This window comes from Brevundimonas sp. KH_058, from assembly GCF_057838505.1.
This window is the reverse complement of record NZ_CM174469.1, coordinates 308,956-330,380: the sequence shown is the minus strand read 5'-3', so window position 1 is coordinate 330,380 and position 21,425 is coordinate 308,956. Positions and strand designations below refer to the sequence as shown.

16 protein-coding genes are annotated in these 21,425 nt (G+C 67.7%); 7 read left to right on the top strand and 9 right to left on the bottom strand.

Annotated elements, in window-relative coordinates; translation table 11 throughout:
- Position 1: 1 nt before the first annotated feature.
- Positions 2-2,575: a DNA ligase D gene (gene ligD / locus AC3ISA_RS01535; RefSeq protein WP_489179032.1), complete on the top strand. Its 2,574-nt coding sequence runs from the start codon at positions 2-4 to the stop codon at positions 2,573-2,575.
- On the opposite strand, the gene ku is transcribed toward ligD, so the two are convergent.
- The 4 genes from ku to AC3ISA_RS01515 form a co-directional block, all read right to left on the bottom strand.
- Positions 2,576-3,442: a non-homologous end joining protein Ku gene (gene ku / locus AC3ISA_RS01530; protein WP_489179031.1), complete on the bottom strand. Its 867-nt coding sequence runs from the start codon at positions 3,440-3,442 to the stop codon at positions 2,576-2,578.
- Positions 3,443-4,217: 775 nt separating this feature from the next.
- Complete coding sequence (locus AC3ISA_RS01525) at positions 4,218-6,149, bottom strand: methyl-accepting chemotaxis protein (protein WP_489179030.1); 1,932 nt, start codon at positions 6,147-6,149, stop codon at positions 4,218-4,220.
- Positions 6,150-6,224: 75 nt separating this feature from the next.
- A complete protein-coding gene (locus AC3ISA_RS01520; protein ID WP_489179029.1) occupies positions 6,225-7,619 on the bottom strand; it encodes an OprO/OprP family phosphate-selective porin in 1,395 nt (464 codons plus the stop codon).
- 132 nt (positions 7,620-7,751) lie between these two features.
- A complete protein-coding gene (locus AC3ISA_RS01515) occupies positions 7,752-9,113 on the bottom strand; it encodes a dicarboxylate/amino acid:cation symporter (RefSeq protein ID WP_489179028.1) in 1,362 nt (453 codons plus the stop codon).
- A 178-nt stretch (positions 9,114-9,291) separates the two neighbouring features.
- Between AC3ISA_RS01515 and AC3ISA_RS01510 the strand changes: the two genes are divergently transcribed.
- Positions 9,292-11,127: a sensor histidine kinase gene (locus AC3ISA_RS01510; protein ID WP_489179027.1), complete on the top strand. Its 1,836-nt coding sequence runs from the start codon at positions 9,292-9,294 to the stop codon at positions 11,125-11,127.
- A complete protein-coding gene (locus tag AC3ISA_RS01505) occupies positions 11,124-12,461 on the top strand; it encodes a sigma-54-dependent transcriptional regulator (protein ID WP_489179026.1) in 1,338 nt (445 codons plus the stop codon). The genes AC3ISA_RS01510 and AC3ISA_RS01505 overlap by 4 nt, the downstream gene beginning before the upstream one ends.
- A 31-nt stretch (positions 12,462-12,492) precedes the next feature.
- Here AC3ISA_RS01505 and AC3ISA_RS01500 read toward each other — a convergent pair whose 3' ends face one another.
- Positions 12,493-13,230: a fatty acid desaturase gene (locus AC3ISA_RS01500; protein WP_489179025.1), complete on the bottom strand. Its 738-nt coding sequence runs from the start codon at positions 13,228-13,230 to the stop codon at positions 12,493-12,495.
- A gap of 79 nt (positions 13,231-13,309) precedes the next feature.
- Here AC3ISA_RS01500 and crtY point away from each other — a divergent pair, with 79 nt between their 5' ends.
- From crtY to AC3ISA_RS01485, 3 genes are read left to right on the top strand one after another with little or no spacing between them, the layout of a single operon-like run.
- A complete protein-coding gene (gene crtY, locus AC3ISA_RS01495) occupies positions 13,310-14,476 on the top strand; it encodes a lycopene beta-cyclase CrtY (protein ID WP_489179024.1) in 1,167 nt (388 codons plus the stop codon).
- A complete protein-coding gene (locus AC3ISA_RS01490; RefSeq protein WP_372695037.1) occupies positions 14,476-15,957 on the top strand; it encodes a phytoene desaturase in 1,482 nt (493 codons plus the stop codon). The genes crtY and AC3ISA_RS01490 overlap by 1 nt, the downstream gene beginning before the upstream one ends.
- The gene (locus AC3ISA_RS01485) at positions 15,954-16,886 is read left to right on the top strand and encodes a phytoene/squalene synthase family protein (protein ID WP_489179023.1); all 933 of its coding nucleotides are present in this window, start codon (positions 15,954-15,956) and stop codon (positions 16,884-16,886) included. The genes AC3ISA_RS01490 and AC3ISA_RS01485 overlap by 4 nt, the downstream gene beginning before the upstream one ends.
- Positions 16,887-16,890: 4 nt before the next feature.
- Here AC3ISA_RS01485 and AC3ISA_RS01480 read toward each other — a convergent pair whose 3' ends face one another.
- From AC3ISA_RS01480 to AC3ISA_RS01470, 3 genes are read right to left on the bottom strand one after another with little or no spacing between them, the layout of a single operon-like run.
- Positions 16,891-17,958 carry an ABC transporter permease gene (locus tag AC3ISA_RS01480; RefSeq protein WP_489179022.1) on the bottom strand — a complete coding sequence of 356 codons (1,068 nt, stop codon included), beginning with the start codon at positions 17,956-17,958 and terminating at the stop codon, positions 16,891-16,893.
- Complete coding sequence (locus AC3ISA_RS01475) at positions 17,955-18,872, bottom strand: ABC transporter ATP-binding protein (RefSeq protein WP_489179021.1); 918 nt, start codon at positions 18,870-18,872, stop codon at positions 17,955-17,957. Before AC3ISA_RS01475 ends, AC3ISA_RS01480 begins: the two co-directional genes overlap by 4 nt.
- Positions 18,862-19,758: a polyprenyl synthetase family protein gene (locus AC3ISA_RS01470; RefSeq protein WP_489179020.1), complete on the bottom strand. Its 897-nt coding sequence runs from the start codon at positions 19,756-19,758 to the stop codon at positions 18,862-18,864. The genes AC3ISA_RS01475 and AC3ISA_RS01470 overlap by 11 nt, the downstream gene beginning before the upstream one ends.
- A gap of 111 nt (positions 19,759-19,869) precedes the next feature.
- Here AC3ISA_RS01470 and fni point away from each other — a divergent pair, with 111 nt between their 5' ends.
- Positions 19,870-20,913 carry a type 2 isopentenyl-diphosphate Delta-isomerase gene (fni, locus tag AC3ISA_RS01465; RefSeq protein ID WP_489179019.1) on the top strand — a complete coding sequence of 348 codons (1,044 nt, stop codon included), beginning with the start codon at positions 19,870-19,872 and terminating at the stop codon, positions 20,911-20,913.
- Here the strand turns inward: fni and AC3ISA_RS01460 are convergent.
- Positions 20,880-21,365 carry a sterol desaturase family protein gene (locus tag AC3ISA_RS01460; RefSeq protein ID WP_489179018.1) on the bottom strand — a complete coding sequence of 162 codons (486 nt, stop codon included), beginning with the start codon at positions 21,363-21,365 and terminating at the stop codon, positions 20,880-20,882. The genes fni and AC3ISA_RS01460 overlap by 34 nt on opposite strands.
- Positions 21,366-21,425 lie beyond the last annotated feature (60 nt).

Genomic DNA, 21,425 nt, shown 5'->3' with positions numbered 1-21,425 from the left:
TATGCGCGGTGAACTGAAGACCTATCAGGCCAAGCGGCGGTTCGGCGAAACGCCCGAGCCGAAGGGCGCCAAGGGCGGCCGTGCCAAGAGCGGCTTTCGCTATCTGATCCAGCGTCATGCGGCGACGCGGCTGCATTACGATTTCCGCATCGAGGCGGACGGGGTGCTGAAATCCTGGGCCGTGACCAAGGCGCCGTCGCGCGACACGGCGGTCAAGCGGCTGGCGGTCGAGGTCGAAGACCATCCGCTGGATTACGGGTCGTTTGAGGGCACAATTCCCGACGGCAACTATGGCGCCGGCACGGTTCAGATGTGGGACGTCGGGACCTGGGAGCCGCAGGAGCCGGACCTGGAGGCGGCCTGGGCCAAGGGCCAGATCAAGATGATCCTTCACGGCGAGCGGCTAAAGGGCAAATGGGCGCTGATCCGGTTGAAGAGCGACCGGGGCAAGCCGTCAAAGCGCAACAACTGGCTGTTGCTGAAGGAGAAGGACGACTTCGCGGTGGCGGGCGAGGGAGATGCGCTGGCCGAGATCGACGCCTCGGTGACAACGGGACGGTCGCTGGCCGAGATCGCGGATGGGACCAAGGCATGGACGGCGTCCAAGCCGACTGGGCGCAAAGGGCCGACCAAGCCCAAGCCGTCCAAGGCCGCCGAGAAGGCGAAGAAACCGCCGGCCTTCGTTCCTATCCAGCTGTGCAAGGTGACCGACCATCCGCCGGGCGGCACCGGGTGGGCGCACGAGATCAAGTTCGACGGATACCGCATCCAGATCGGCGTGGGCGGCGGTCGGGCGGTCTTGCGGACGCGCAAGGGTCTGGACTGGAGCGACCGGTTCCCAGACCTGGCCGCGGACGCCGCGACCTGGCCCGATGCGGTGATCGACGGGGAGCTGTGCGCTCTGGATGATGATCACATGCCGGACTTCGGGGCGTTGCAGGCCGCGATATCGGACGAGACGACGGGAAATCTTGTCTATTTCGCCTTCGACCTGTTGTTCGAAGGGGCGGAGGATTTGCGCAAGCTGGCGCTGTCGCATCGCAAGGCGCGGCTGCAGGCCTATGTGGACCGGATCGGAAAGGCGGGTGCCGGGCGGCTGCGCTACGTCGAGCATTTCGCCTCGACCGGCCAGGCAGTGCTGGAGAGCGCCTGTCGGATGGATCTGGAAGGGGTGATCTCCAAGAAGCTGGACGCCCCCTACCATGCCGGGCGCTCGTCGACCTGGCTGAAGTCCAAATGCCGGGGGCGCGACGAGGTGGTGATCGGCGGCTGGTCGTCGGAGGGCGGGACGCGGTTTCGGTCTCTGCTGGTCGGGGTGAAGGACAAGACGGGGCTGCGCTATCTGGGCCGGGTCGGGACCGGCTATGGCGAGGCGGTGACCAAGACTCTGGTCCCGGCGCTAAGGGGCGTAGCGGCGGACAAGTCGCCCTTTTCGGGAGCGGGCACGCCCAAGGCGGCCAAGGACATCCACTGGGTCAAGCCGGTGCTGGTCGCCGAGGTTGAGCATGGCGGATATACCGAGGCGGGCTCGCTGAGGCAGGCGGCCTTCAAGGGGTTGCGCGAGGACAAGACGGCCGCTGAGGTGACGCAGGCGCCGCAACCGCCGACGGAAATGGGCGAGGCTGACACGAAGGCGACCACGACGGTGCGGGCGGCCGAAAAGCCCGGCAAGGTGGTCGTGGCGGGCGTGACGATCTCCAGTCCCGACAAGGTGCTGTGGCCCGCCGTGGGCGACCGCCCGGCGATCACCAAGGCGGACCTGGCGCGCTATTACGAGGCGGCGGCCGAGCGGATCCTGCCCCATGTGGCGGACCGGCCGACCTCGATCATTCGCGCGCCCGAGGGGATCGGCGGCGAGACCTTCTTCCAGCGCCACGCCATGGCGGGGTCGAACCCGCGGCTGAAGCTGATCGACGTCAAGGCGCGCACGCCCTATGTCGCCGCCGTCGATGTGGGCGGCCTGGTCGCCATCGCCCAGTCGGGCGGGCTGGAGCTGCACCCGTGGAGCTGTGCGCCCGGCATGCCGGAGGTTCCGGACCAGATCACCTTCGACCTGGATCCCGACGAGGGACTGGATTTCGCCGACGTGATCGCTGCGGCCAAGGTCGTGAAGGCGAAGATCGAGGGGCTGGGCCTGGCGGCCTTCGTCAAGACGACCGGGGGCAAGGGTCTGCACGTCGTCGCGCCGATCAAGACCGACGCCCGCTCGCGCGTCACCTGGGACCAGAACAAAGCCTTCGCCAAGGCGGTGGCCGAGGCCATCCGCGCCGAGGCGCCGGACCGGTTCACCACGACCCTGGCCAAGAAGGCGCGGGGCGGGAAGATCTTCATCGACTATCTGAGGAACGGGCGGATGGCGACGGCGGTCGCGCCCTGGTCGCCGCGCGCGCGGCCGGGGGCGGGGATAGCGTATCCGCTGTCCTGGGGGCAGGTGAGGGCGGGGCTGGACCCGGCGGCGTTCAGTCTGTGGACCTATGAGGCGCTGCTCAAGAAGCCCGATCCCTGGGCCGATTTCCGCGCATCGGCGGTCAGTTTAAAACCGGCGTTGAAAGCGATGGGGGTCAGTTCGAAATAGTCAGGCGGCGGCCTTCTTCTTCGCCGCCGGCTTCTTCGATGCAGCCTTCTTCGCCGGCGCCTTCTTGGCGGCCGGTTTCTTCGCGCCCGTCGCCGAACCCTTCAGGCTGTTTCGCAACGCGGCCATCAGGTCGATGACGTTGGTGTCGTCCGGTTCGGCGACATCGACCACGCCCTTGCCGCCCTTGGACTTGGTCTTGATCATGGCGCGCAGGGCGTCGTCGTAGCCGTCCTTGAAGTCGGAGGGGTCGAAGTCCGCCTCTTTCTGGCCGATGATGCGAGCGGCGATCTCGACCATGTCGGGGTCGGCCTTCACGGTCGGGATATCGTCGAAATAGTCGTCGGAATCGCGGACCTCGTCATGGGCGCGCAGGGTGTAGGCGATCAGGCCCTTGCCGCGTACCTCCAGCGCCAGCTGACGTTCCTTGCCGCGCAGGACCAGTTGGCCCAGGGCGACCTTGCCCTGTTTAGCCATGGCGTCTCGGATGACGGCGAAAGCCTCTACGCCCGCGCCTTTTTCCGGGACTACGAAGAAGGGATCGTCCCAGTACAGCCGGTCGATCTCGGCATCATCGACGAATTTGTCGATGGAGATGGTCTTGGTGCTTTCCAGCTTCACCTTGTCGAAATCGGCGTCGTCGAACAGGACGTATTCGTCCTTGGACACCTCATAGCCGCGCACCAGGTCGCTCCGCTCGACCGGGCCGGTGTCGGGATCGGTCGGCACCATGCGGATGCGGTTGTTGGTGTCGGGATTGATCAGATGAAACCGCACGTCGTTCGTGCTGGTCGTCGCGGTGTAGAGGGCCACCGGACAGGTGACCAGCGACAGCTTCAGATGTCCTTGCCAGATCGGGCGAGCGGCCATGATGTTTCTCCCTTGCCGAAGAAATGCGTCAAGGCCGTTTGCGTTCGCCGGTAAGGCGACGGTGATCCTCGCGGCCCCATGGGAGCGCTTGAAGCGGGCATTCACACGCTGGCGCTACGTCAACAATGGACAGCTATCTCTTGATAGCCGAAGGACGGTAACTGACTGAGGCTGTGGGTATGAAAACGCCCTCCGCTCAATCAAATCAGGTCTACCGCACTGCTCGTAGCACGCAATGCGATAAGCGAAGGCGGCAACGTGGCGTTGAGTTTGGCTCCGGGATCGACTGATTCATAAGCCGTAGGGCGCGCCAACCTCAGCGTCGAATCGTCGGCGCTGCGAGGATTTCCGGCGCGCGCGATCGTTCCACAAGGGCGGATAACGATTCGACACCGCCGCCGCCGGCATCGACGATCCAACCTCGGTCAGGGCAAACTTCGCCCTTTTGCGTGAGGCAAATCGGATGTCGCAAGTGAGTGCGAACTCAAACCCTTGAGAACCTTGGCGATGCTGAAACCGGACGACTGGTTACGTACCTCACGAACCTAGGCCAGTTGCCCGAGAAGCGCATCGCGCCAGCCCGACCCTCACTTTGAGACCCGCATGTTCGCGATGTTCTCTAGGACCAAAAATAAGGGTGCCCGTAAAACAGTGTGCCTCCCAACAGAATCTAAAATGGAGGAGGAGGACGGAAGACGTTAGATTGCATCAACCCGTTCGTCGATCACTGTCCGTTCATTCTTGTTGAGTGGTCACACTTTCGCTGTCGCCGACGTCAGAACTCCTCCCAGCCGTCGCTGTTCGACCCGACCGCGATGTCTCGGCCGCCGGCGACCTTGATCACGCGCTGCTCGGCACGGGGCGCGGGGCGCGAGGCGGGGCGGGCGGGGGTTGGAGCCGGCGCCTTGCGCGCGGCGCCGCGTCCGGCCGAGACCTGGAAGAAGGCGACCTCGGACGACAGTTCGGCGGTTTCCTGACGCAGGGCGGTGCTGGCGGCCGTGGCCTGTTCGACCATGGCGGCGTTCTGCTGGGTCACCTGATCCATCTGGTTCACGGCGACGTTGATTTCCTGAAGGCCGGTCGCCTGTTCCTTGGCGGACGCAGCGATCTCGACGACCAGGGCGCTGATGTCGTCGACCTGCGAGGCGATGGCCTGCAGGGCCGAACCGGCCTGGCTGACCAGGCGCACGCCGTTCTCGACTTCCGATCCGGACTTGGAAATCAGGGTCTTGATCTCCTTGGCCGCCTCGGCCGAACGCTGGGCCAGGGCGCGCACTTCGGAGGCCACGACGGCGAAGCCGCGACCGGATTCACCGGCCCGCGCCGCCTCGACGCCGGCGTTCAGGGCCAACAGATTGGTCTGGAAGGCGATCTCGTCGATGACGCCGACGATCTGGCTGATCTGGCGCGAACCGCCCTCGATCTTCTGCATGGCGTCGACGGCGTTCATGACGACTTCGCCCGAGGCCTCGGCGCTCTTGCGGGCGCCGCTGGTGACGTTGGCGGCCTGGTTTGCGGCCTCGGCGGTCTTCTTCACCGTGACGGTGATCTGGTCGAGCGCGGCGGCGGTTTCTTCCAGCGCGGCGGCCTGCTGTTCGGTGCGACGCGATAGATCTTCCGACGCCTGGCTGATCTCGCCGGCGCCGGAATCGATGCCGTGCACCGAACCCAGGACGCCCGTGACGGTTTCTTCCAGACGGGAGATGGAGCGGTTGAAGTCGGCCTTCAGGATTTCGCTGCGGTCCGGGAAGGGCGCGTCGATGCGATAGATCAAGTCGCCTTCGGCCAGGGCCGACAGACCCTTGCCCAGACTTTCGATGACGACGGCGTTCTCGGCGGCTTCCTGCTGAGCCAGGACTTCACGGCGGCGACGTTCGACTTCCGACTGATCGCGCATCGATTCCGTTTCGACCTCCAGCGCCTTGGCCCGCAGGCCGTTGTCGCGGAAGACCTGCATGGCCTGGGCCATGGCGCCGACTTCGTCCTTGCGGTCGGTGTCGGGGATGGCGACGTCCAGCTTGCCGCCGGCCATGATCGACATGGCGCCGGTCATGCGCCGCACCGGCGCGACCATCAGGATCGAGAGTTGCACGCCCAGGAAGACGGCCGCGGCGACCAGGATCAGGCCGCCAACGGCCAAGGCGATGAAGGAGGCGGTGATGGCCGACGCCTGCTGGGCGTCACGCAGGTTCATGCGCTCCATTTCCAGGTCGCGAACCTGAGTGATCGACTTGGTGATGTGGGTGACGCGCACCTTGTCGCCTGAATCGATCACCAGCCGGCGGGCGGCGTCGATGCGGGCGGGATCAAGCGCCGCCTGGGTCAGCGGTGTGCCGAACTCGGTGCGCCAGGCGGCGGCGTCGTCCTGGGCCTTCTTGACCAGGGCACGCTCTTCCGTGGACAGATCGGCGGCGTTCAGAGCGGTGACCGACTGTTCGAACTGTTCCCAGCCCGTCTTGTAGACGTCCAGATAGTCGGGATTGGCGGTCAGAAGCACGCCCCGCATCTGTGAGTTCAGGCGGATCACGCCCTTCTCGGCCACATGGGTGTGGTCGATGATGACCTTGCTTTCGGCGTTGAGCTGCGCCGCCGTCTTCATCGCGGACAGCTGGAAGAAGACCGCGCCGATCATGGCGGCGGCGACCGCCAGCAGAAGGGCGAACGCGATCGCCAGCTTTTGCTGCATCGGAATGTTCTTGGGGTTCATCTCGGTCGTCTCCGGGGGAGCGGAAGGCAGAAGAAGACAGTCCGGGGCGATGTCCGCCCCGGACCGAAAGAAGGCTCAGAAAGCAGTCTGGACGCGGACGTTGGCGGTGTTGCCGCTGTCGTCGCCGGTGAAGGCGCCGGTGCGGTTGTCGATCGACCACGCGGTCCAGTGGGCGGAAACGCGGGTGTTGTTCGTCGGATACCAGTTGACGCCCAGTAGCCAGGTGTCGCCCTCGCCGCCGGTCAGGCTGTCGCTGAAATCGGCGGTGTCGTAGCGGCCGACGACTTCAAGAGCACCGTAACCGTCGGCGCCGAGCGGGTTCAGAACCTTGGGACGCGTCCAGGTGCCGGTGCGGGCGGACAGAGGCGGCGTTTCGCCAGTGATGAAGAAGCCGGCGGAAAGGCTGTAGGCGTCCTGGTCGAAGTCGCGTGCTGCGGTCTCGACGACGCGCTTGCCGCCCTCGGCCATGGCCCAGAACGACCGATGCACGCCGCCAAACTCAAGACCGAAACCGCTGCTGGCCTTGGGATTGGCGTAGGTTCCGGACGACAGACGCAGATTGTCGTTGGCGCGAGACGAGACGACCAGATTGCGCGACGGCAGGGTCGTGACGGGCGTCAGATCTTCCACAAAGCCCCAGCCGCCGAGATGCAGGAAGCCGGCCTCGGTCTTGAGCGGCGACCAGTGGGTGCGGCCCATCAGGGCGACCGTATCGTTGGTCGTGCCGTCGCTGATAGCGTCGCCGGTCACCGACAGCGAGGCGTGCCAGACGCTTCCCGTCAGCTTGCCGGCCACCCCGACGCCATAGGCGCCGCGTTCGGGGCCCAAGGTGGAGGCCATGAGGCTGCGTTCCAGGAAGGGCGTCTGATCTTCGGCGGTGCCGCCTTCGACGCCGCGATCATTCAGCCGTTGACCGGCCGAAATCTCCAGGTCGCGGCCACCCAGCTTGCGGCTATAGGCGATGAAGGCGTTGGCGACGCTGACCGAGTTGTCGGCGATGTCGCCTTCGATCCAGTAGCTGAACCCGCCGGCGATCCTGCCCTGACCGCCGAGGCGCAGGCCCCGCAGTTCGGTCGTGGTCAGGTCACGATTGGCGAACTCCGAGCCGAAGGTCGTGGACAGGTCGGCCGTGACGCGAATGCGCGGCTTGAAGGTGAAGGCGCCGTCGGGGCTGCGCCATTCAGGCAGACCCGTGGCCCAATCGACCGGCGCCGGGGCGGTCGTCGCGGCGGCGGTCTGGACCGGGCGCGGCGCGGGCGCGGCGATCGCGGCCGGGGTTCCGGCGACGACGGGCGAAGCCTGAGCGGCATTGCGCGACTGGGCCTCAAGCTGTTCGAGCCGGGCGGACAGGGCCTGCACCTGGGCGCGCAGGATGGCGATTTCTTCTGCGGACGGCGCCGATTGGGCGAGGGCCGAAGTGGCGAGTGCGGCGAGGCCGACACCCGCTGCGAGGGAGCGAAGCAAGGTCATGAACGATGTCTCTAAACGGTGATCGTTAAGGACAGCCCAAGCTTGGCTACGGAAAACTGCGTATGCCTGGCGGGCCATCCAGATGCAGGACAGGCGCCGTGCTGACAGCAACGGCGCCTGTTTGGAGAGCTATCAGTCGGCGGCGACCACTTCCTTGTCGCCGGGACCGGCGGCCGGGTCCGGCAGGGCCGCGACGGGGCGCGACGGACCGTCCAGCGCCGCCTTCAGCGCGTCGCGATCCAGCTCGCCTTCCCAGCGGGCGACGACGATGGTGGCCACCGCATTGCCGATGAAGTTGGTCAGGGCGCGGCACTCACTCATGAAGCGGTCGATGCCGAGGATCAGCGCCATGCCCGCGACCGGCACGGCAGGCACGACCGACAGGGTGGCGGCCAGGGTGATGAAGCCGGCGCCGGTGATGCCCGCCGCGCCCTTGGAGCTGAGCATGGCGACCAGCAGCAGCACGATCTGGTCCTGAAGGCTGAGGTCGATGTTCAGGGCCTGGGCGATGAACAGGGCCGCCATCGTCATATAGATGTTGGTGCCGTCCAGATTGAACGAATAGCCCGTCGGAACGACCAGGCCGACGACGGACTTGGACGCGCCGGCCCGCTCCATCTTCTGCAACAGGCTGGGCAGGGCCGCCTCGGACGACGAGGTGCCCAGGACCAGCAGCAGCTCTTCCTTCAGATAGCGGACCAGCTTGAGAATGTTGAAGCCGTTGGCCCAGCCGACCAGGCCCAGAATGCCGACCACGAAGATGGCGGCGGTCGCATAGAAGGTGGCGACCAGGGCGGCCAGGTTGGCGATGGAGCCGATGCCGTATTTGCCGATGGTGAAGGCGAAGGCGCCGAAGGCGCCGATGGGCGCGGCCTTCATCAGGATGGCGACCAGTTTGAAGAAGGCCGTGCTGATCGATTCCAGGAAGGTTAGCACGGGCTTGCCCGTGTCGCCGATCATGGCCAGGGCCAGGCCGAACAGGACCGAGACGAACAGCACCTGAAGGATGTTGCCCTCGGAGAAGGCGCTGACGAAGGTGTCGGGGATGATGCTGGTCAGGAAGCCGACGATGGTCGTCTCGTGCGCCTGGTCCGAATATTTGGCGACCGCGCTCGCATCCAGGCTGGCCGGATCGATGTTCAGGCCTTGGCCCGGCTGGACCAGGTTGGCCACGATCATGCCGAGGATCAGGGCCAGCGTAGAGAAGGTCAGGAAGTAGGCGAAGGCCTTGGCGGCGACCCGGCCGACCCGGCCGATGTCGCGCATCCCGGCGATGCCGGTGACGATGGTCAGGAAGATCACCGGGGCGATGATCATCTTCACAAGCTTGATGAAGGCGTCGCCCAGCGGCTTCAGACTCTCGCCGAAGGTCGGCCAGAAATGTCCGATCAGGCCGCCGGCGAGGATCGCCAGCAGCACCTGAAAGTAGAGATGCCGATAGAAGGGCTTGCGCTTGGCGGAGCCGTCGTCGGCGATCGTCGGTGAAATGATCATGGTGACCTCCCAATCGTCCTCTCGGGGACGTTCAGCGATCAGAATGCGGTTCTGCGCAGGGAGGCCAAAACGCAATTTTGCCTGGCGGCGCCAGAGAGAAAAACATTTCAGGACAAGGGCTTGTGGTATGGGCGAAGGTTCGGCTTGTGCTGAAAACGAAACCGGCTCAGGTTGAGTTGTGTCGAAATCAACACAAAATCAGGCTGGGTCGAAAGCCGCTCCGGGACGTGACCTCGTCGGCGTCGCGGGCATCGGCGTCTTCGTCGTCGCCGGCCTGCTGATCCTGATCGCCATCATCGTCGCCGGCGATGCGGCGCGACGGAATGCAGCGCAGGACATCGTCCGTCAGGCCGAGGCGACCCTGATGCTGGATCAGGCCCTGCTGGCCAGCGAGCTTGATCGCCATCGCGCGACGCCCGTCGTGCTCGCCAGCGAAGACCTCATCTTGCAGGCGCTGAAAAGTCCCGATCAGGCCACGCTGGACAGGGTCAACGCTCGACTGGACATGCTGGCCGTCCAGACCGGCGCCGCCGCCATCTATCTGCTGGACCGCCAGGGCAAGGCCATCGCCGCCAACAACTACCGCACGCCGGTCAGCTTCGTGGGCGCCGACTATGCCTATCGCCCCTATTTCAGGGCCGCGATGCAGGCGGGGTCGGACGAGTATTTCGCCTTGGGCTCCAGAAGCGGTCGCCCCGGCCTCTATCTGTCGCGCCGGGTCGGCCCCGACCGCCACAGCGCAGGGGTGATCGTGGTCAAGGTCGAGTTCGATCGGGTCGAGGCGGCCTGGCGTCGGCAGGCCGAACAGGCCCTGGTCGCGAACCGCGACGGGGTGATCCTGCTGGCGTCGGATCCCGCGCGGCGTTTTCGGACCCTGGCGCCGCTGGAGCCGGGCAGGGCGAAGGCGCTGCACGACAGCCGTCAGTTCGGCGACGCCCCGCTGATCCCGCTCGATCCCCCGATCGTGGCGGCGGCCGACGGTCGAATCCAGATGGGGGGACAGGTCTTCGTCCCGCTGAGGCGCGCCTTGCCGATGGAGGACTGGACGATGCTGCTTCTGATCTCCATCGCCGACGCCGACCGTGCGGCGGGGCCTGTGCGCTGGACGGCGGGTCTGGCCGGCGCGCTTGCGATGGTCGTCTTGGCGTGGATTTGGCGGGCCCATCTGCGCCGGCTGGACGGGCAGCGCCAGGAGGCCGAGGTGCGCCGGGAGCTGGAGCATCGCGTCGAGGAACGCACGACCGCGCTGACGTCGGCCAATGTGCAGTTGAGAAACCAGATCGAAGACCGCAAACGCACCGAGGCCCGCCTCAGAACGCTGCAGGCCGATCTTGTCCAGGCCAACCGGCTGGCCCATCTGGGCCAGATCGTCGCCGGGGTGGCGCATGAGATCAATCAGCCGGTGGCGGCGATCCGGGCCAATGCCGACAACGCCCTGACCCTGTTGTCGCGCGAGCAGCCGGACGAGGCGCAAGCCAAGCTGACGCGTATTCAGGGGCTGACGGAACGGATCGGCTCAATCGTCGAGGACCTGAGAGGGTTCGCGCGCAAGACGCCGCCGCGCACGACCACCATCGTCGTCGACGAAGCCGTCGAGGGCGCGCTTCTGCTGGTCAGCAGTCGTATGCGGGACGAAGGCGTGGCGGTCGAACGGACGGGCCAGGCCCAGGTGTCGGCCCAGGGAGATCGCATTCGATTGGAGCAGGTGCTGGTCAATCTGCTGCAGAACGCCTTCGAGGCCTTGGGAGATCAGGCCGACGCGCGGATCGGCCTGGATGTCTCGACGACCGACGATCTGGTCGTCATCGCCGTGACGGACAATGGGCCGGGCCTGTCCAAGGCGACGCTGCGCACCCTGTTCACGCCGTTTTCGACCACCAAGCCGAACGGTCTGGGGCTGGGCTTGGTGATCTCGCGCGACATCGTCGAGGCGTTCGGCGGCAGTCTGGTGGTGGCGTCGCCCGGACGGCGGGGCGCGCGCTTCGAGGTTCGGCTCAAGAGGAACCCCGCATGACCCCCGAAGGCGTTGTGGTTCTGGTCGTCGATGACGACGACGATCTGCGCGAGGCCCAGGTCGAGACGCTGGTGCTCGCGGGATACGCCGCCACGGGCGTGAGTTCCGCCGACGAGGCCCTGACACGGCTGGAGACGGCGTCGCCGCACGTCGTCCTGTCCGACATCCGAATGCCGGGGTTGGACGGACTGGAGTTTCACAAAAGGGTTGCGGCCATTGATTCCGAGCTGCCGTTCATTCTGATGACGGGGCATGGGGACATCGACATGGCGGTCGCAGCCCTGCATCGCGGGGTGTTCGATTTCCTGCCCAAGCCCTTCGGCGCCGACCGGCTGCTGCCCGCCGTTCAGCGCGCGGCGCGTCAGAGGATGCTGGTGGTGGAGAACCGCCGTCTGACCGACCTGGTGGAGCTGGCCGACGCGGAGGAGGGGCGCAGCGGTCTGATCGGCCAGACGCCCAGCATCGTGCGCCTGCGCGAGACGGTCGCCCAGGTCGCCCGCGCAGGGGTGGATGTTCTGATCCAGGGCGAGAACGGCGTCGGCAAGGAGACCGTCGCGCGGGGACTGCATCGGTTGAGCGCCCGACGCGCCCGTCCCTTCGTCGTCGTGAACTGCGCGGCTCTGCCTGAGGTCGTGCTGGACGCCGAACTGTTCGGGCGATCGCCGACCTCCGGCTATGGCCGCAGGATCGGGGGGCGCGTGCGCGAGGCCGACGGCGGCACCCTGTTGCTGGAAGAGGTCGAGGCCCTGTCGCCGGCGCTGCAGATCAAGCTGTTGAAGCTGATGGAGACCGGGCAAATCTCCGGCGAGGACGATCAGGTGTTCCGCCTCAGGTTCCTGACGACGACGCGGATCGATCTGGACGGCGCCGCGACGCGCGGCGCGTTCCGATCCGACCTCTACTACCGGCTCAGCGTCGTGACCCTGAACATTCCCAGCCTGCGCGACAGGCGCGAGGATATTCCGCTGCTGTTCCGCCACCTGGTTTCCCAGGCGGCGGGGCGACAGAAGAAGGTCGCGCCACAGGTCGACGATGCGATGGACGCCCATCTGATGATGCGAGAATGGCCCGGCAACGTCCGCGAGCTGGCCCAGGCCGCCGAACGTTTCGTCATCGGGCTGGACGGCCAGGACGCCGCGTCGGTCGCGACCAGCGGAAGTCTGAGCGAGCGGGTCGAGGCGTTCGAGGCGCGCGTCCTGGACGAGGCTTTGAAAGCCGCCAAGGGCGATGTCAGGGCCGTCATGGCGCGGCTCGATCTTCCCCGGAAGACCTTCTACGCCAAGGTGAAGCGTCACGGCATGCATCTGGACGATTACCGCCGGCTCGCGAACTGAGCGATGCGTCTCCCGCTCGGGTTTTACTTCTCTACGAAGGCGACCGGCGCGACAGCCGCCACCAGGGTTCCCACGGTGTGAGGTGATGCTCGTGATGGCGGCCGAAGTGGAAGCAGGTCAGCAGGGACAGGAGGGGGCCGAACGGGCTGCTGCGGGCGTTGTGATGGTCGGGGAAGGCGTCGTCGGTGTGGCGGTGCGGAAGCCAGGTGCCGAAGGTGAAGAGCTGGAGCGCCGAGAGCAGGGCGGGGGCGGCCCAGAAGACCAGCAGGTTCGGGACGTGGGCGCCGAGGACAAAGACGGCGATGCAGACCAGCACGGTCAGGACAGCCATTTCGCGCCAGCCGAAATAGGTGCGGAAGAAGCCGTGGAACCACGCCAGGAAGGCGCGGGGCGCGGCGGCGTGAAAATCGGGATCGTCTGCGGTGCCGGGCGCGGCGTGATGGGCGTGGTGGGCGGTCTTCAGCGGCGTGAACCGGAAACCGGCGTAGAGGCCCAGAGCCAGGCTGCCGAGCGCGACGTTCAGCCGGGGCCGGCCCGGCGCCAGCGAGCCATGCATGGCGTCGTGCGCGACGATGAACAGGCCGACGGACAGCCAGGTCTGGATCGCGACGATCAGCGGGGCGATCAGCAGGCTCCACGCCGTCCAACGGTGAAAATAGACGCCGTAGATGTGCAGAACCAGCCAGGCCGACGCGATCATCCCGGCGAGCGTCAGACCGATCAGGGCCTGGTTCGGGGCGATCCGGGACGCAGGAGAGACGGCGGACATGGCGCGACACTAGCGCACTGTTCGCCCGTAAGCACCCTGTTCGCTTGCCGCCTGCGTCGCCGCGTGTCACCTGTCGGGAATGCAGGCCGACGCCTTTGACACTTCTGGCCCGGACCTCCTCCTGATCGGCGGCGGCCTCGCCAACGGTCTGTTGGCGCTGCGCCTGTCGCAGGTTCGGCCCGACCTTGACGTCCGCATCGTCGAGGCGGCCGATAGGCTGGGCGGCGTCCACACCTGGTCCTTTTTCGACAGTGACCTGACGGCGGCGCAGCAGGCCTGGATCGACTCCTTGGTGGTGCATCGCTGGCCCGGCTATGCGGTCCATTTTCCCCAGTTCGAGCGTAGCCTGTCCACCGGCTACCGCAGCGTGACGGCCGAACGTTTCGCGGCGGTGGTCGGCGCGGCCTTGCCCGGCCGCATCATGCTGGGGGCGCCGGTTGTGTCGGTGTCCCAGACCGAGGCGGTCCTGGCCGACGGACGACGGCTGAAGGCCAAGGCGGTCATCGATGGGCGAGGGCCGGTCGCCACGCCGGACCTGGCGCTAGGGTTCCAGAAATTCGTCGGGCTGGAGGTTCGGCTGGCGGCGCCGCACGGCCTGACGGCGCCCATCGTCATGGACGCCCGCGTCGATCAGGCGGGAGGCTATCGCTTCGTCTACACCCTGCCGTTCGATGACCGGACCCTGTTGATCGAAGACACCCGCTATACCGACGGCGCCGAGCTGGATCGCGACGTGTTCCGCAAGGGCGTGCTGGACTATGCGGCCCAGCAGGGGTGGGTCATCGACGAGGTGCTGAGGGAGGAGGACGGCGTCCTGCCCGTGGCGCTGGACGGCGACATCGCCGCCCATCTGACGCGGATGGGGCCGACGGCGTTGAGCGGCCTTCGCGCCGGCATGTTTCACCCCACCACCGGCTATTCCCTGCCCGACGCCGTGCGTCTGGCCGATCGTCTGGCGGGCGATTTTCAGGGCGCGAGCCTAGCCGCCGACATCCGCCGCCATGCGGGCGACGTATGGGCCGGACGAGGCTTTTATCGGTTGCTGAATCGCATGTTGTTTCGCGCGGCGCGCCCCGAAGAACGATACAGGGTGCTGGAGCGTTTCTATCGTCTGCCCCAGCCGTTGATCGAACGCTTCTACGCCGCCGGATCCACCCTCGCCGACAAGGCGAGGATTCTCAGCGGAAAACCCCCGGTGCCGATCGGCGCCGCACTGACCTGTCTGGTCGAAAAAGGACGTGCGTGATGCGGGCTGCAGTGATCGGATCGGGTTTCGGGGGGCTGTCGCTGGCCATACGGCTGCAGTCGGCGGGCATCCAGACCACGGTTTTCGAGGCGCGCGATCTGGCGGGCGGCCGGGCCTATGTGTTCAAGGACAAGGGCTACACCTTCGACGCCGGTCCGACCGTCATCACCGATCCGTCGGCGCTGGAGGAGCTGTTCGAGGCCAGCGGGCGCAAGCTGTCGGACTATGTCGAACTGCTGCCGGTCGCGCCCTTCTATCGGCTGTGCTGGGAAGACGGCGACGTATTCGACTACGTCAACGATCAGGACGAGCTGGACCGCCAGATCGTGGCGCGCAATCCGGCCGACAAGGAGGGCTATCGCAAGTTCCTGGCCTATTCCGAGGACCTGCTGAAGGAAGGCTATCTGAAGCTGGGGGCCGTGCCGTTCCTGGACTTCGCCAGCATGATCAAGGCGGCGCCCGAGCTGATGCGGCTTCAGGCTTGGCGGTCGGTCTATGACAAGGTCGCCAGTTTCATTCAGGACGAGCACCTGCGCCAGGCGTTCAGCTTCCACTCCCTGCTGGTCGGCGGCAATCCGTTCGCGACCTCGTCGATCTATGCGCTGATCCATGCACTGGAGCGGCGCTGGGGCGTGTGGTTCCCGCGGGGCGGCACCGGCGCCTTGATCCAGGCCATGGTGCGCCTGCTTCAGGACCTGGGCGGCGAAGTCAGGCTGAACAGTCCGGTCGAACGGATCACCATGGCTGGCGGTCGTGCGACCGGGGTTGTGGTAGGCGGTGAGGAACTGGCCTTCGACATGGTCGCCTCGAACGCCGACGTGGTTCACACCTATCAGCGCCTGCTGTGCCAGGAACCGCGTGGCCAGAAGGAGGGCGCCAAGCTGGCGTCGCGGCGCCACTCCATGTCGCTGTTCGTCATCTATTTCGGCCTGAAGCGGGTTCACCCGGAGGTGCGCCACCACACGGTGCTGTTCGGCCCACGCTATCGCGAGCTGATCGCCGAAATCTTCAAGGGGCCGGACCTGCCCGACGACTTCTCGCTGTATCTGCACGCGCCGACGCGGACCGATCCGTCGCTGGCGCCTGAGGGTTGCGACGCCTTCTATGTCTTGGCGCCCGTGCCGCACCTCGCCTCGGCCGACATTGATTGGGACGTCGAGGGGCCGCGTTATCGCGACCGGATTCTGGCCTATCTGGAAGAACGCTACATCCCCGGCCTGACGGCGGACCTGGACACCTGCCGCATCTTCACGCCCGTCGATTTCCGCGACCAGCTGAACGCGCACCAGGGTTCGGCCTTCTCGCTTGAGCCGATTTTGACCCAGAGCGCCTGGTTCCGGGTGCACAATCGCGACGACCAGATCCCGAACCTGTATTTCGTGGGCGCCGGCACCCATCCCGGCGCGGGCGTGCCCGGCGTGGTCGGTTCGGCCAAGGCCACGGCCGCCCTGATGATCGAAGACGCGAGGCAGCCGGCATGACCGACGCCGTCCTGGACCACAGCCGACAGTCGATGGAGCAGGGCTCCAAGAGCTTCGCCGCCGCCGCCCGCCTGTTTCCGGCGGCGATCCGCGACGACGCCTGGATGCTGTATTCCTGGTGCCGGCATTGCGACGACGAGATCGACGGTCAGGTGCTGGGCCACGGCGCGGTCGGCATCGACCCGGTGCTGGCGGGAAAAAAGCTGGTTGAACTGCGTGCCCGCACCACGGCCGCCCTGGCCGGAGAGCCGCAGACGGACCCGGTCTTCACCGCCTTCCAGCGCGTTGCGGATCGGCATTCCATCCCGGCCGAAGAGGCCATGGACCTGTTGCGCGGGTTCGAGATGGACGTGGTTGCACGGCGTTACGACACGCTGGAGGACACCTTGGACTATGCCTATCACGTGGCGGGCGTGGTCGGAGTGATGATGGCCCGGATCATGGGGGTCGAGGACGCGCCCACCCTGCGCCGCGCCCAGGACCTGGGGTTGGCGTTCCAGCTGACCAACATCGCGCGCGACGTGGTCGAGGATGCGCGGGGCGGGCGGGTCTATCTGCCCGGCGCCTGGCTGGACGAGGCCGGCGTGCCTCGCGATCAGGTCGATCAGCCCCAGCACCGCGCCGCCGTGGCGAAGACAGCGCAGCGTCTGGTGGCGGCGGCCGAGCCCTTCTACGCCTCAGCGCGTTGGGGTCTGCGGGATCTCAATCCACGTTCGGCCTGGGCCATCGCCACGGCGCGCGGCGTCTATCGGTCGATCGGTCGCCATGTCTCGCGCGCCGGGCCGGCGGCCTGGGATGGACGGGCCTCTGTCGACAAGACGGGTAAGCTGATGCTGCTGGGTCGCGGGGGCCTGATCGCCCTGTGGTGCAAGACGCTGGACAGCTGGCGTGAACCGCCGCCGCGCCCGGCCCTGTGGACCCACGTCTGAGGGTTCAGCGCGCCGCGCGCCGCCGTTCCAGAACAAGCGCGATTCCCAGGCCCGCCGCGCCGAGGGCGGCCAGAACCGCCCAGCCGGTGACGACGCCCGGCGTGAATTCGGCTCGCCAGATCACGGCCTGATAGGCCTCGATGGCCCAGGCGTGCGGCGTGATCCAGCCCAGGGCGCGGAAGGCCTCGGGCATCAGGAAGCGCGGCGCCATCGACCCGCCCAGCGCCGCCAGCAGCAGAACGACGAAGGTGGTCAACGGCTGGGCCTGTTCGCGGGATCGACAGGCCGCCGTCAGCGCCAAAGCCAGGCCCGCCGCCGAGAAGCCGACCAGCAGGGCCGTCACTGCGGCCGCCGCCGCCTGCCATGGCGCGAGGTCGGGCAGTTTCGTCCAGGCCGCGACGAAGACGGCGGCTGACTGCATCACCCCCACGACCGTCAGCCACGCCGCACGCCCGGCCAGGATCGGCGCCAGGCCGCCTCTCGCCAGGGCCAGCCGCGCTTGCAGGCCCGAACGCCGCTCGTCCAGTCCGCCCATGGCCCCGTGCATGGCGGCGAAGAAGACGAACATGACGCTGACTGCACCGGCGTAATAGGCGGCCTGGACATCGCCGGTCGGCCCGACCTGCACCGTCGCCACGCGCGCGGTGGGCGGTGCGACCCGGCCGGACAGGGCCGCCGCCATCGGTTCCAGCCGCGCCTGAAGCGCCGCCGCCGCCACGTCGCGACCGGCGGCGGACACGACCACGACATGGGGCGGGTGTCCGGCCGAGGGGCGGATCAGGATGCCCGCATCGGCGCGTCCGTCGATCACCGCGCGCTCCAGCTCGCCCGCGTCCTCGACCGTGCGTAGACGGGCGCCCATGTCGCGCGCCAGGGCGTCGTGCATCGCCACAGTCGCCGGTGTGCGGGCCGCATCGTGCATGACTACCGAGGTGTCGATCTCGCCCCGCGCGCCCGCGCCGAAGATGGCCGCGAACAGCAGATAGACCAGGGGCGGCAGCAGAAGCGTCAGCACCACCCCGGCCCGGTCACGCCAGAAGCCCCTGGCCCAGGCGCCCGCCACGGCTATCATGACGAGGCCCCCGACAGATGCGCGACCAGATCGTCCAGCCCCGGCCGGCGAACCGCGATTTCTCCGGCCTCACCATCGACCACGGGCGCCAAGGTCTGGGCGACGGCGAGCGCATCGTCGAAGAGGCGACGCCACTCCAGCCCGTCGTCGGCCCGTGCAAGTCCCGCCTGGGCGAACCATTGGGCGGCGGCGTCCGAGGCCGGCCGCGTCAAGCGGACGCTGAGCAGCCGCGCCGCGCCGAACGCCTGGTGCAACAGCACGTTCGGCGCGCCTTCCGCCAACAGCCGACCCTGGGCCAGCACGCCGATCCGGTCGGCCGTATCGGACACGAAGACCGCGTCGTGGCTGATCAACAGGCAGCCGGCGCCCGTTTTCACCGTCTCACGCAGGGCGGCGGACAGGACGCCGCGCGTGCCGGCGTCCACCCCCTCCGTTGGCTCGTCCGCGATCAGTAATCGGGGCTGTCCGACCAGGGCGGCGCTCAGGTTCGCGCGTCGTCGCCATCCGCCGGACAGGGTGCGCACCGGCTGATCCGCGCGGGGGCCGCAGCCGGTCAGATCGAGAGCACGATCCACAGCCGCGCGACGGTCGTCGCGCGCGACTCCGCACAGCCGCGCCGTCACCTCGACATTCTCGCGCGGCGACAGAGCGGGAAACAGGGCGCTGTCCTGGGGGGCCAGACCGATGCGTGCGCGCGCCTGGGTTCCGTCGCCCACCCCCACACGCCCCCGGCGCACGGGCAACAGGCCGCAGGCGACGCGCGCCACCGTGGACTTGCCCGCGCCGTTCGCGCCCAGCAAGGCATAAACCTCGCCCGCATTCACGGTCAGGCTGAAATCGCGCAGCACCGGCCGGCCGTCATAGCCGGCCTCTATTCCGTCCAGGACCAGCGCCGGCGCGACGCTAGATCCCAAGATCGGCCTGCTGGAAGAGGTCGAGGACATAGAGGGACAGAGGGCTGTCGTGGCCGACCGCCTCGGCCGCCCTGGACAGGGACTGGCGCACCGCCGCGCGGACGCGCCCTTCGCCCCACAGATCGACGAAGGTGGTCGTGTCCTGATCCTGGCCCACGTCCTTGCCGACCGCGCCCGTCGTCGAACAGGCGTCGAGCAGATCGTCATAAAGCTGAAAAGCGAAACCCACCGCCTCGCCGAAGGCCGACAGCCGGGCCAGGTCGTCGGCGTCGCCGCCGCCCAGCAGGCCGCCGCCGCGCACCGTCGCCACGAACAGGGCGCCGGTCTTCAGGTCGTTGATCTGACGCAGGGCCACGGCGTCCCGCTCTCGCGCGTCGTCGCGCAGGTCGCGCATCTGCCCCTCGGCCAGACCGTCGAAACCGACGGCCTGCGTCAAAAGGTCCAGGGTGGCCACCCGCGTTTCGGCCGGCAGTCGGCTTTGAAGGATCAGGCGGGTGGACTGGTTCAGCAGGGCCACCGCCGCCAGCACGGCTGCATCCTCGCCGTGGCGACGATGCAGCGTCGGCTGACCCCGCCGCAGGACCGCATCGTCCATACAGGGCATATCATCCAGCACCAGCGACGCTGCATGGACCATCTCCAGGGCACAGCCGTAATCCAGCGCATCGTCGGGACGCCCGCCCACATGGGCTGCGGCCAGCATGGCCAGCACCGGCCGAACCCGTTTTCCCTGTCCCAGCAAGGCCTCACGCGCCGCCAGGGACAGCAGACTGTCGGGCGACGGCGCCAGTTCGGTCAGGCGCGACTGGACCCGCAGGCGCAGTTCGTCGGGCGCGCAAGGATCGCATGCCAGAGGCGGCTGGGGCCTTGCGCCGACGATCGCCATACAGGTCTCCTGGTGTCGCCTGACCGTCGCGTTGCGACGGCGATCCGAACCTCTATGATCTCATCAGGCATCACGACCGCGTCGGATGCAACCCGCCAGGAGCCGTTTCCGATGCCCACCGCCGCCGACGCCCTGATCCGGCGCAAGGACGAGCACATCGACCATGTCCGGGCCGGGCGCGGCGTCAGCCAGACGACGTCGGGGCTGGAGGCGGTGCGGTTCGTCCACGACGCCCTGCCGGATCTGGATCACGACGCCATTGACCTTTCGGCCCGGTTCCTGGGGCGGGACGTGGCGCTGCCCTTCCTGATCAGTTCGATGACCGGCGGTCCTTCGCGGGCCGAGGCGGTCAATGCGCGGCTCGCCGAGGCGGCCCAGGCCATGGGCGTCGTCCTGGCCGTCGGGTCGCAACGGGTGGCGTTGGAGACGGACGGCGGCGCCGGCCTGGGGCTGGACCTGCGCCGCCGGGCGCCCGATGCGATGATCCTGGCCAATCTGGGCGCCGTGCAGTTCGCCCTGGGCTATGGCGTGGACGAGGCGCGACGCGCCATGGAGATGATCGGCGCCGACGCGCTGATCCTTCACCTGAACCCGTTGCAGGAAGGGGTCCAGCCCGAGGGCGATCGCGACTGGCGCGGCGTCGCGCGCGGCGTGGAACAGATCGCCGCCGCCTTTCCCGGCCGGGTAATCGTCAAGGAGACCGGGGCCGGCCTGTCGGGCGCGGTGGCGCGTCGCCTGGCGGACATGGGCGTCGCGGCGCTCGACGTGGCGGGGGCGGGCGGGACCAACTGGGGCCTGATCGAGGGCGCGCGGGCGACGGGCGGCCGGGCCGAGGCCCTGGCCGCGCCCTTCGCCGGTTGGGGCGTACCGACGGCCCGCAGCCTGAGGGACTGCGCCCAGACCGTGCCAGAGCTGGATCTGATCGGGTCGGGCGGGATCCGCGACGGGCTGGATGCGGCGCGCGCCATTCGGCTGGGCGCTTGCCTGGTCGGTCAGGCGGCCGGGGTGCTGGAGGCGGCGCTGACCTCGACCGAGGCGGTGGTCGACCATCTGGATCTGATGGCGGCCCAACTGCGGCTGGCCTGTTTTTGCACCGGATCGGCGGACCTCGCCGCCCTGGCTCAGGCGCCGTTGCTGGAAGAGCCGCGCTTCTGAGACAGTTCGGCCTTCAGCGCCCGCGCCGACCGCACCCACAGAAAGCCGAACGAGACGCAGCCTTCTTTCGTCCGCACCGCGTGATGCAGCCGGTGGGCCTGGATGCGCCGCGTCCAGAAGCCTGAGCGCCCGTCGATCCCTGTCGGGAATCGCCGATGCACCAGTCCGTCGTGGAAGAAGAAATAGACCATCCCATAGGCGGTGACCCCCAGGCCGATCGGCAAGGCCCAGGCCCAGACATGCAGGCCCAGCGCGATCAGCACGATCGCCGGGGCGGCGAACACCACGGCGAACAGGTCGTTCTTTTCCAGGACATTGTCGTGCGGCTCGTGGTGGCTGCGATGCCAGGTCCACAGCAGGCCGTGCATGACGTAGCGATGCATGGCCCAGGCGAACGCCTCCATCCCGAAGACGGTCACAACGAACAGCAGGATCATCACCGGCAGAGACATGGGCGCATCATAGGCGGTTTGAACCGCGCCCGCCACGACTTGACCCCACGGTCTGTTTGG

What these genes read in the sequence shown, in the direction of transcription:
- crtY (WP_489179024.1), top strand. Translation starts at nt 13,310, where the DNA reads ATGCAGGCCGACGCCTTTGACACTTCTGGCCCGGACCTCCTCCTGATC.
- AC3ISA_RS01520 (WP_489179029.1), bottom strand. Translation starts at nt 7,619, where the DNA reads ATGACCTTGCTTCGCTCCCTCGCAGCGGGTGTCGGCCTCGCCGCACTC.
- ligD (WP_489179032.1), top strand. Translation starts at nt 2, where the DNA reads ATGCGCGGTGAACTGAAGACCTATCAGGCCAAGCGGCGGTTCGGCGAA.
- AC3ISA_RS01480 (WP_489179022.1), bottom strand. Translation starts at nt 17,958, where the DNA reads ATGATAGCCGTGGCGGGCGCCTGGGCCAGGGGCTTCTGGCGTGACCGG.
- AC3ISA_RS01515 (WP_489179028.1), bottom strand. Translation starts at nt 9,113, where the DNA reads ATGATCATTTCACCGACGATCGCCGACGACGGCTCCGCCAAGCGCAAG.
- fni (WP_489179019.1), top strand. Translation starts at nt 19,870, where the DNA reads ATGCCCACCGCCGCCGACGCCCTGATCCGGCGCAAGGACGAGCACATC.
- ku (WP_489179031.1), bottom strand. Translation starts at nt 3,442, where the DNA reads ATGGCCGCTCGCCCGATCTGGCAAGGACATCTGAAGCTGTCGCTGGTC.
- AC3ISA_RS01505 (WP_489179026.1), top strand. Translation starts at nt 11,124, where the DNA reads ATGACCCCCGAAGGCGTTGTGGTTCTGGTCGTCGATGACGACGACGAT.
- AC3ISA_RS01485 (WP_489179023.1), top strand. Translation starts at nt 15,954, where the DNA reads ATGACCGACGCCGTCCTGGACCACAGCCGACAGTCGATGGAGCAGGGC.
- AC3ISA_RS01500 (WP_489179025.1), bottom strand. Translation starts at nt 13,230, where the DNA reads ATGTCCGCCGTCTCTCCTGCGTCCCGGATCGCCCCGAACCAGGCCCTG.
- AC3ISA_RS01470 (WP_489179020.1), bottom strand. Translation starts at nt 19,758, where the DNA reads ATGGCGATCGTCGGCGCAAGGCCCCAGCCGCCTCTGGCATGCGATCCT.
- AC3ISA_RS01460 (WP_489179018.1), bottom strand. Translation starts at nt 21,365, where the DNA reads ATGTCTCTGCCGGTGATGATCCTGCTGTTCGTTGTGACCGTCTTCGGG.
- AC3ISA_RS01525 (WP_489179030.1), bottom strand. Translation starts at nt 6,149, where the DNA reads ATGAACCCCAAGAACATTCCGATGCAGCAAAAGCTGGCGATCGCGTTC.
- AC3ISA_RS01490 (WP_372695037.1), top strand. Translation starts at nt 14,476, where the DNA reads ATGCGGGCTGCAGTGATCGGATCGGGTTTCGGGGGGCTGTCGCTGGCC.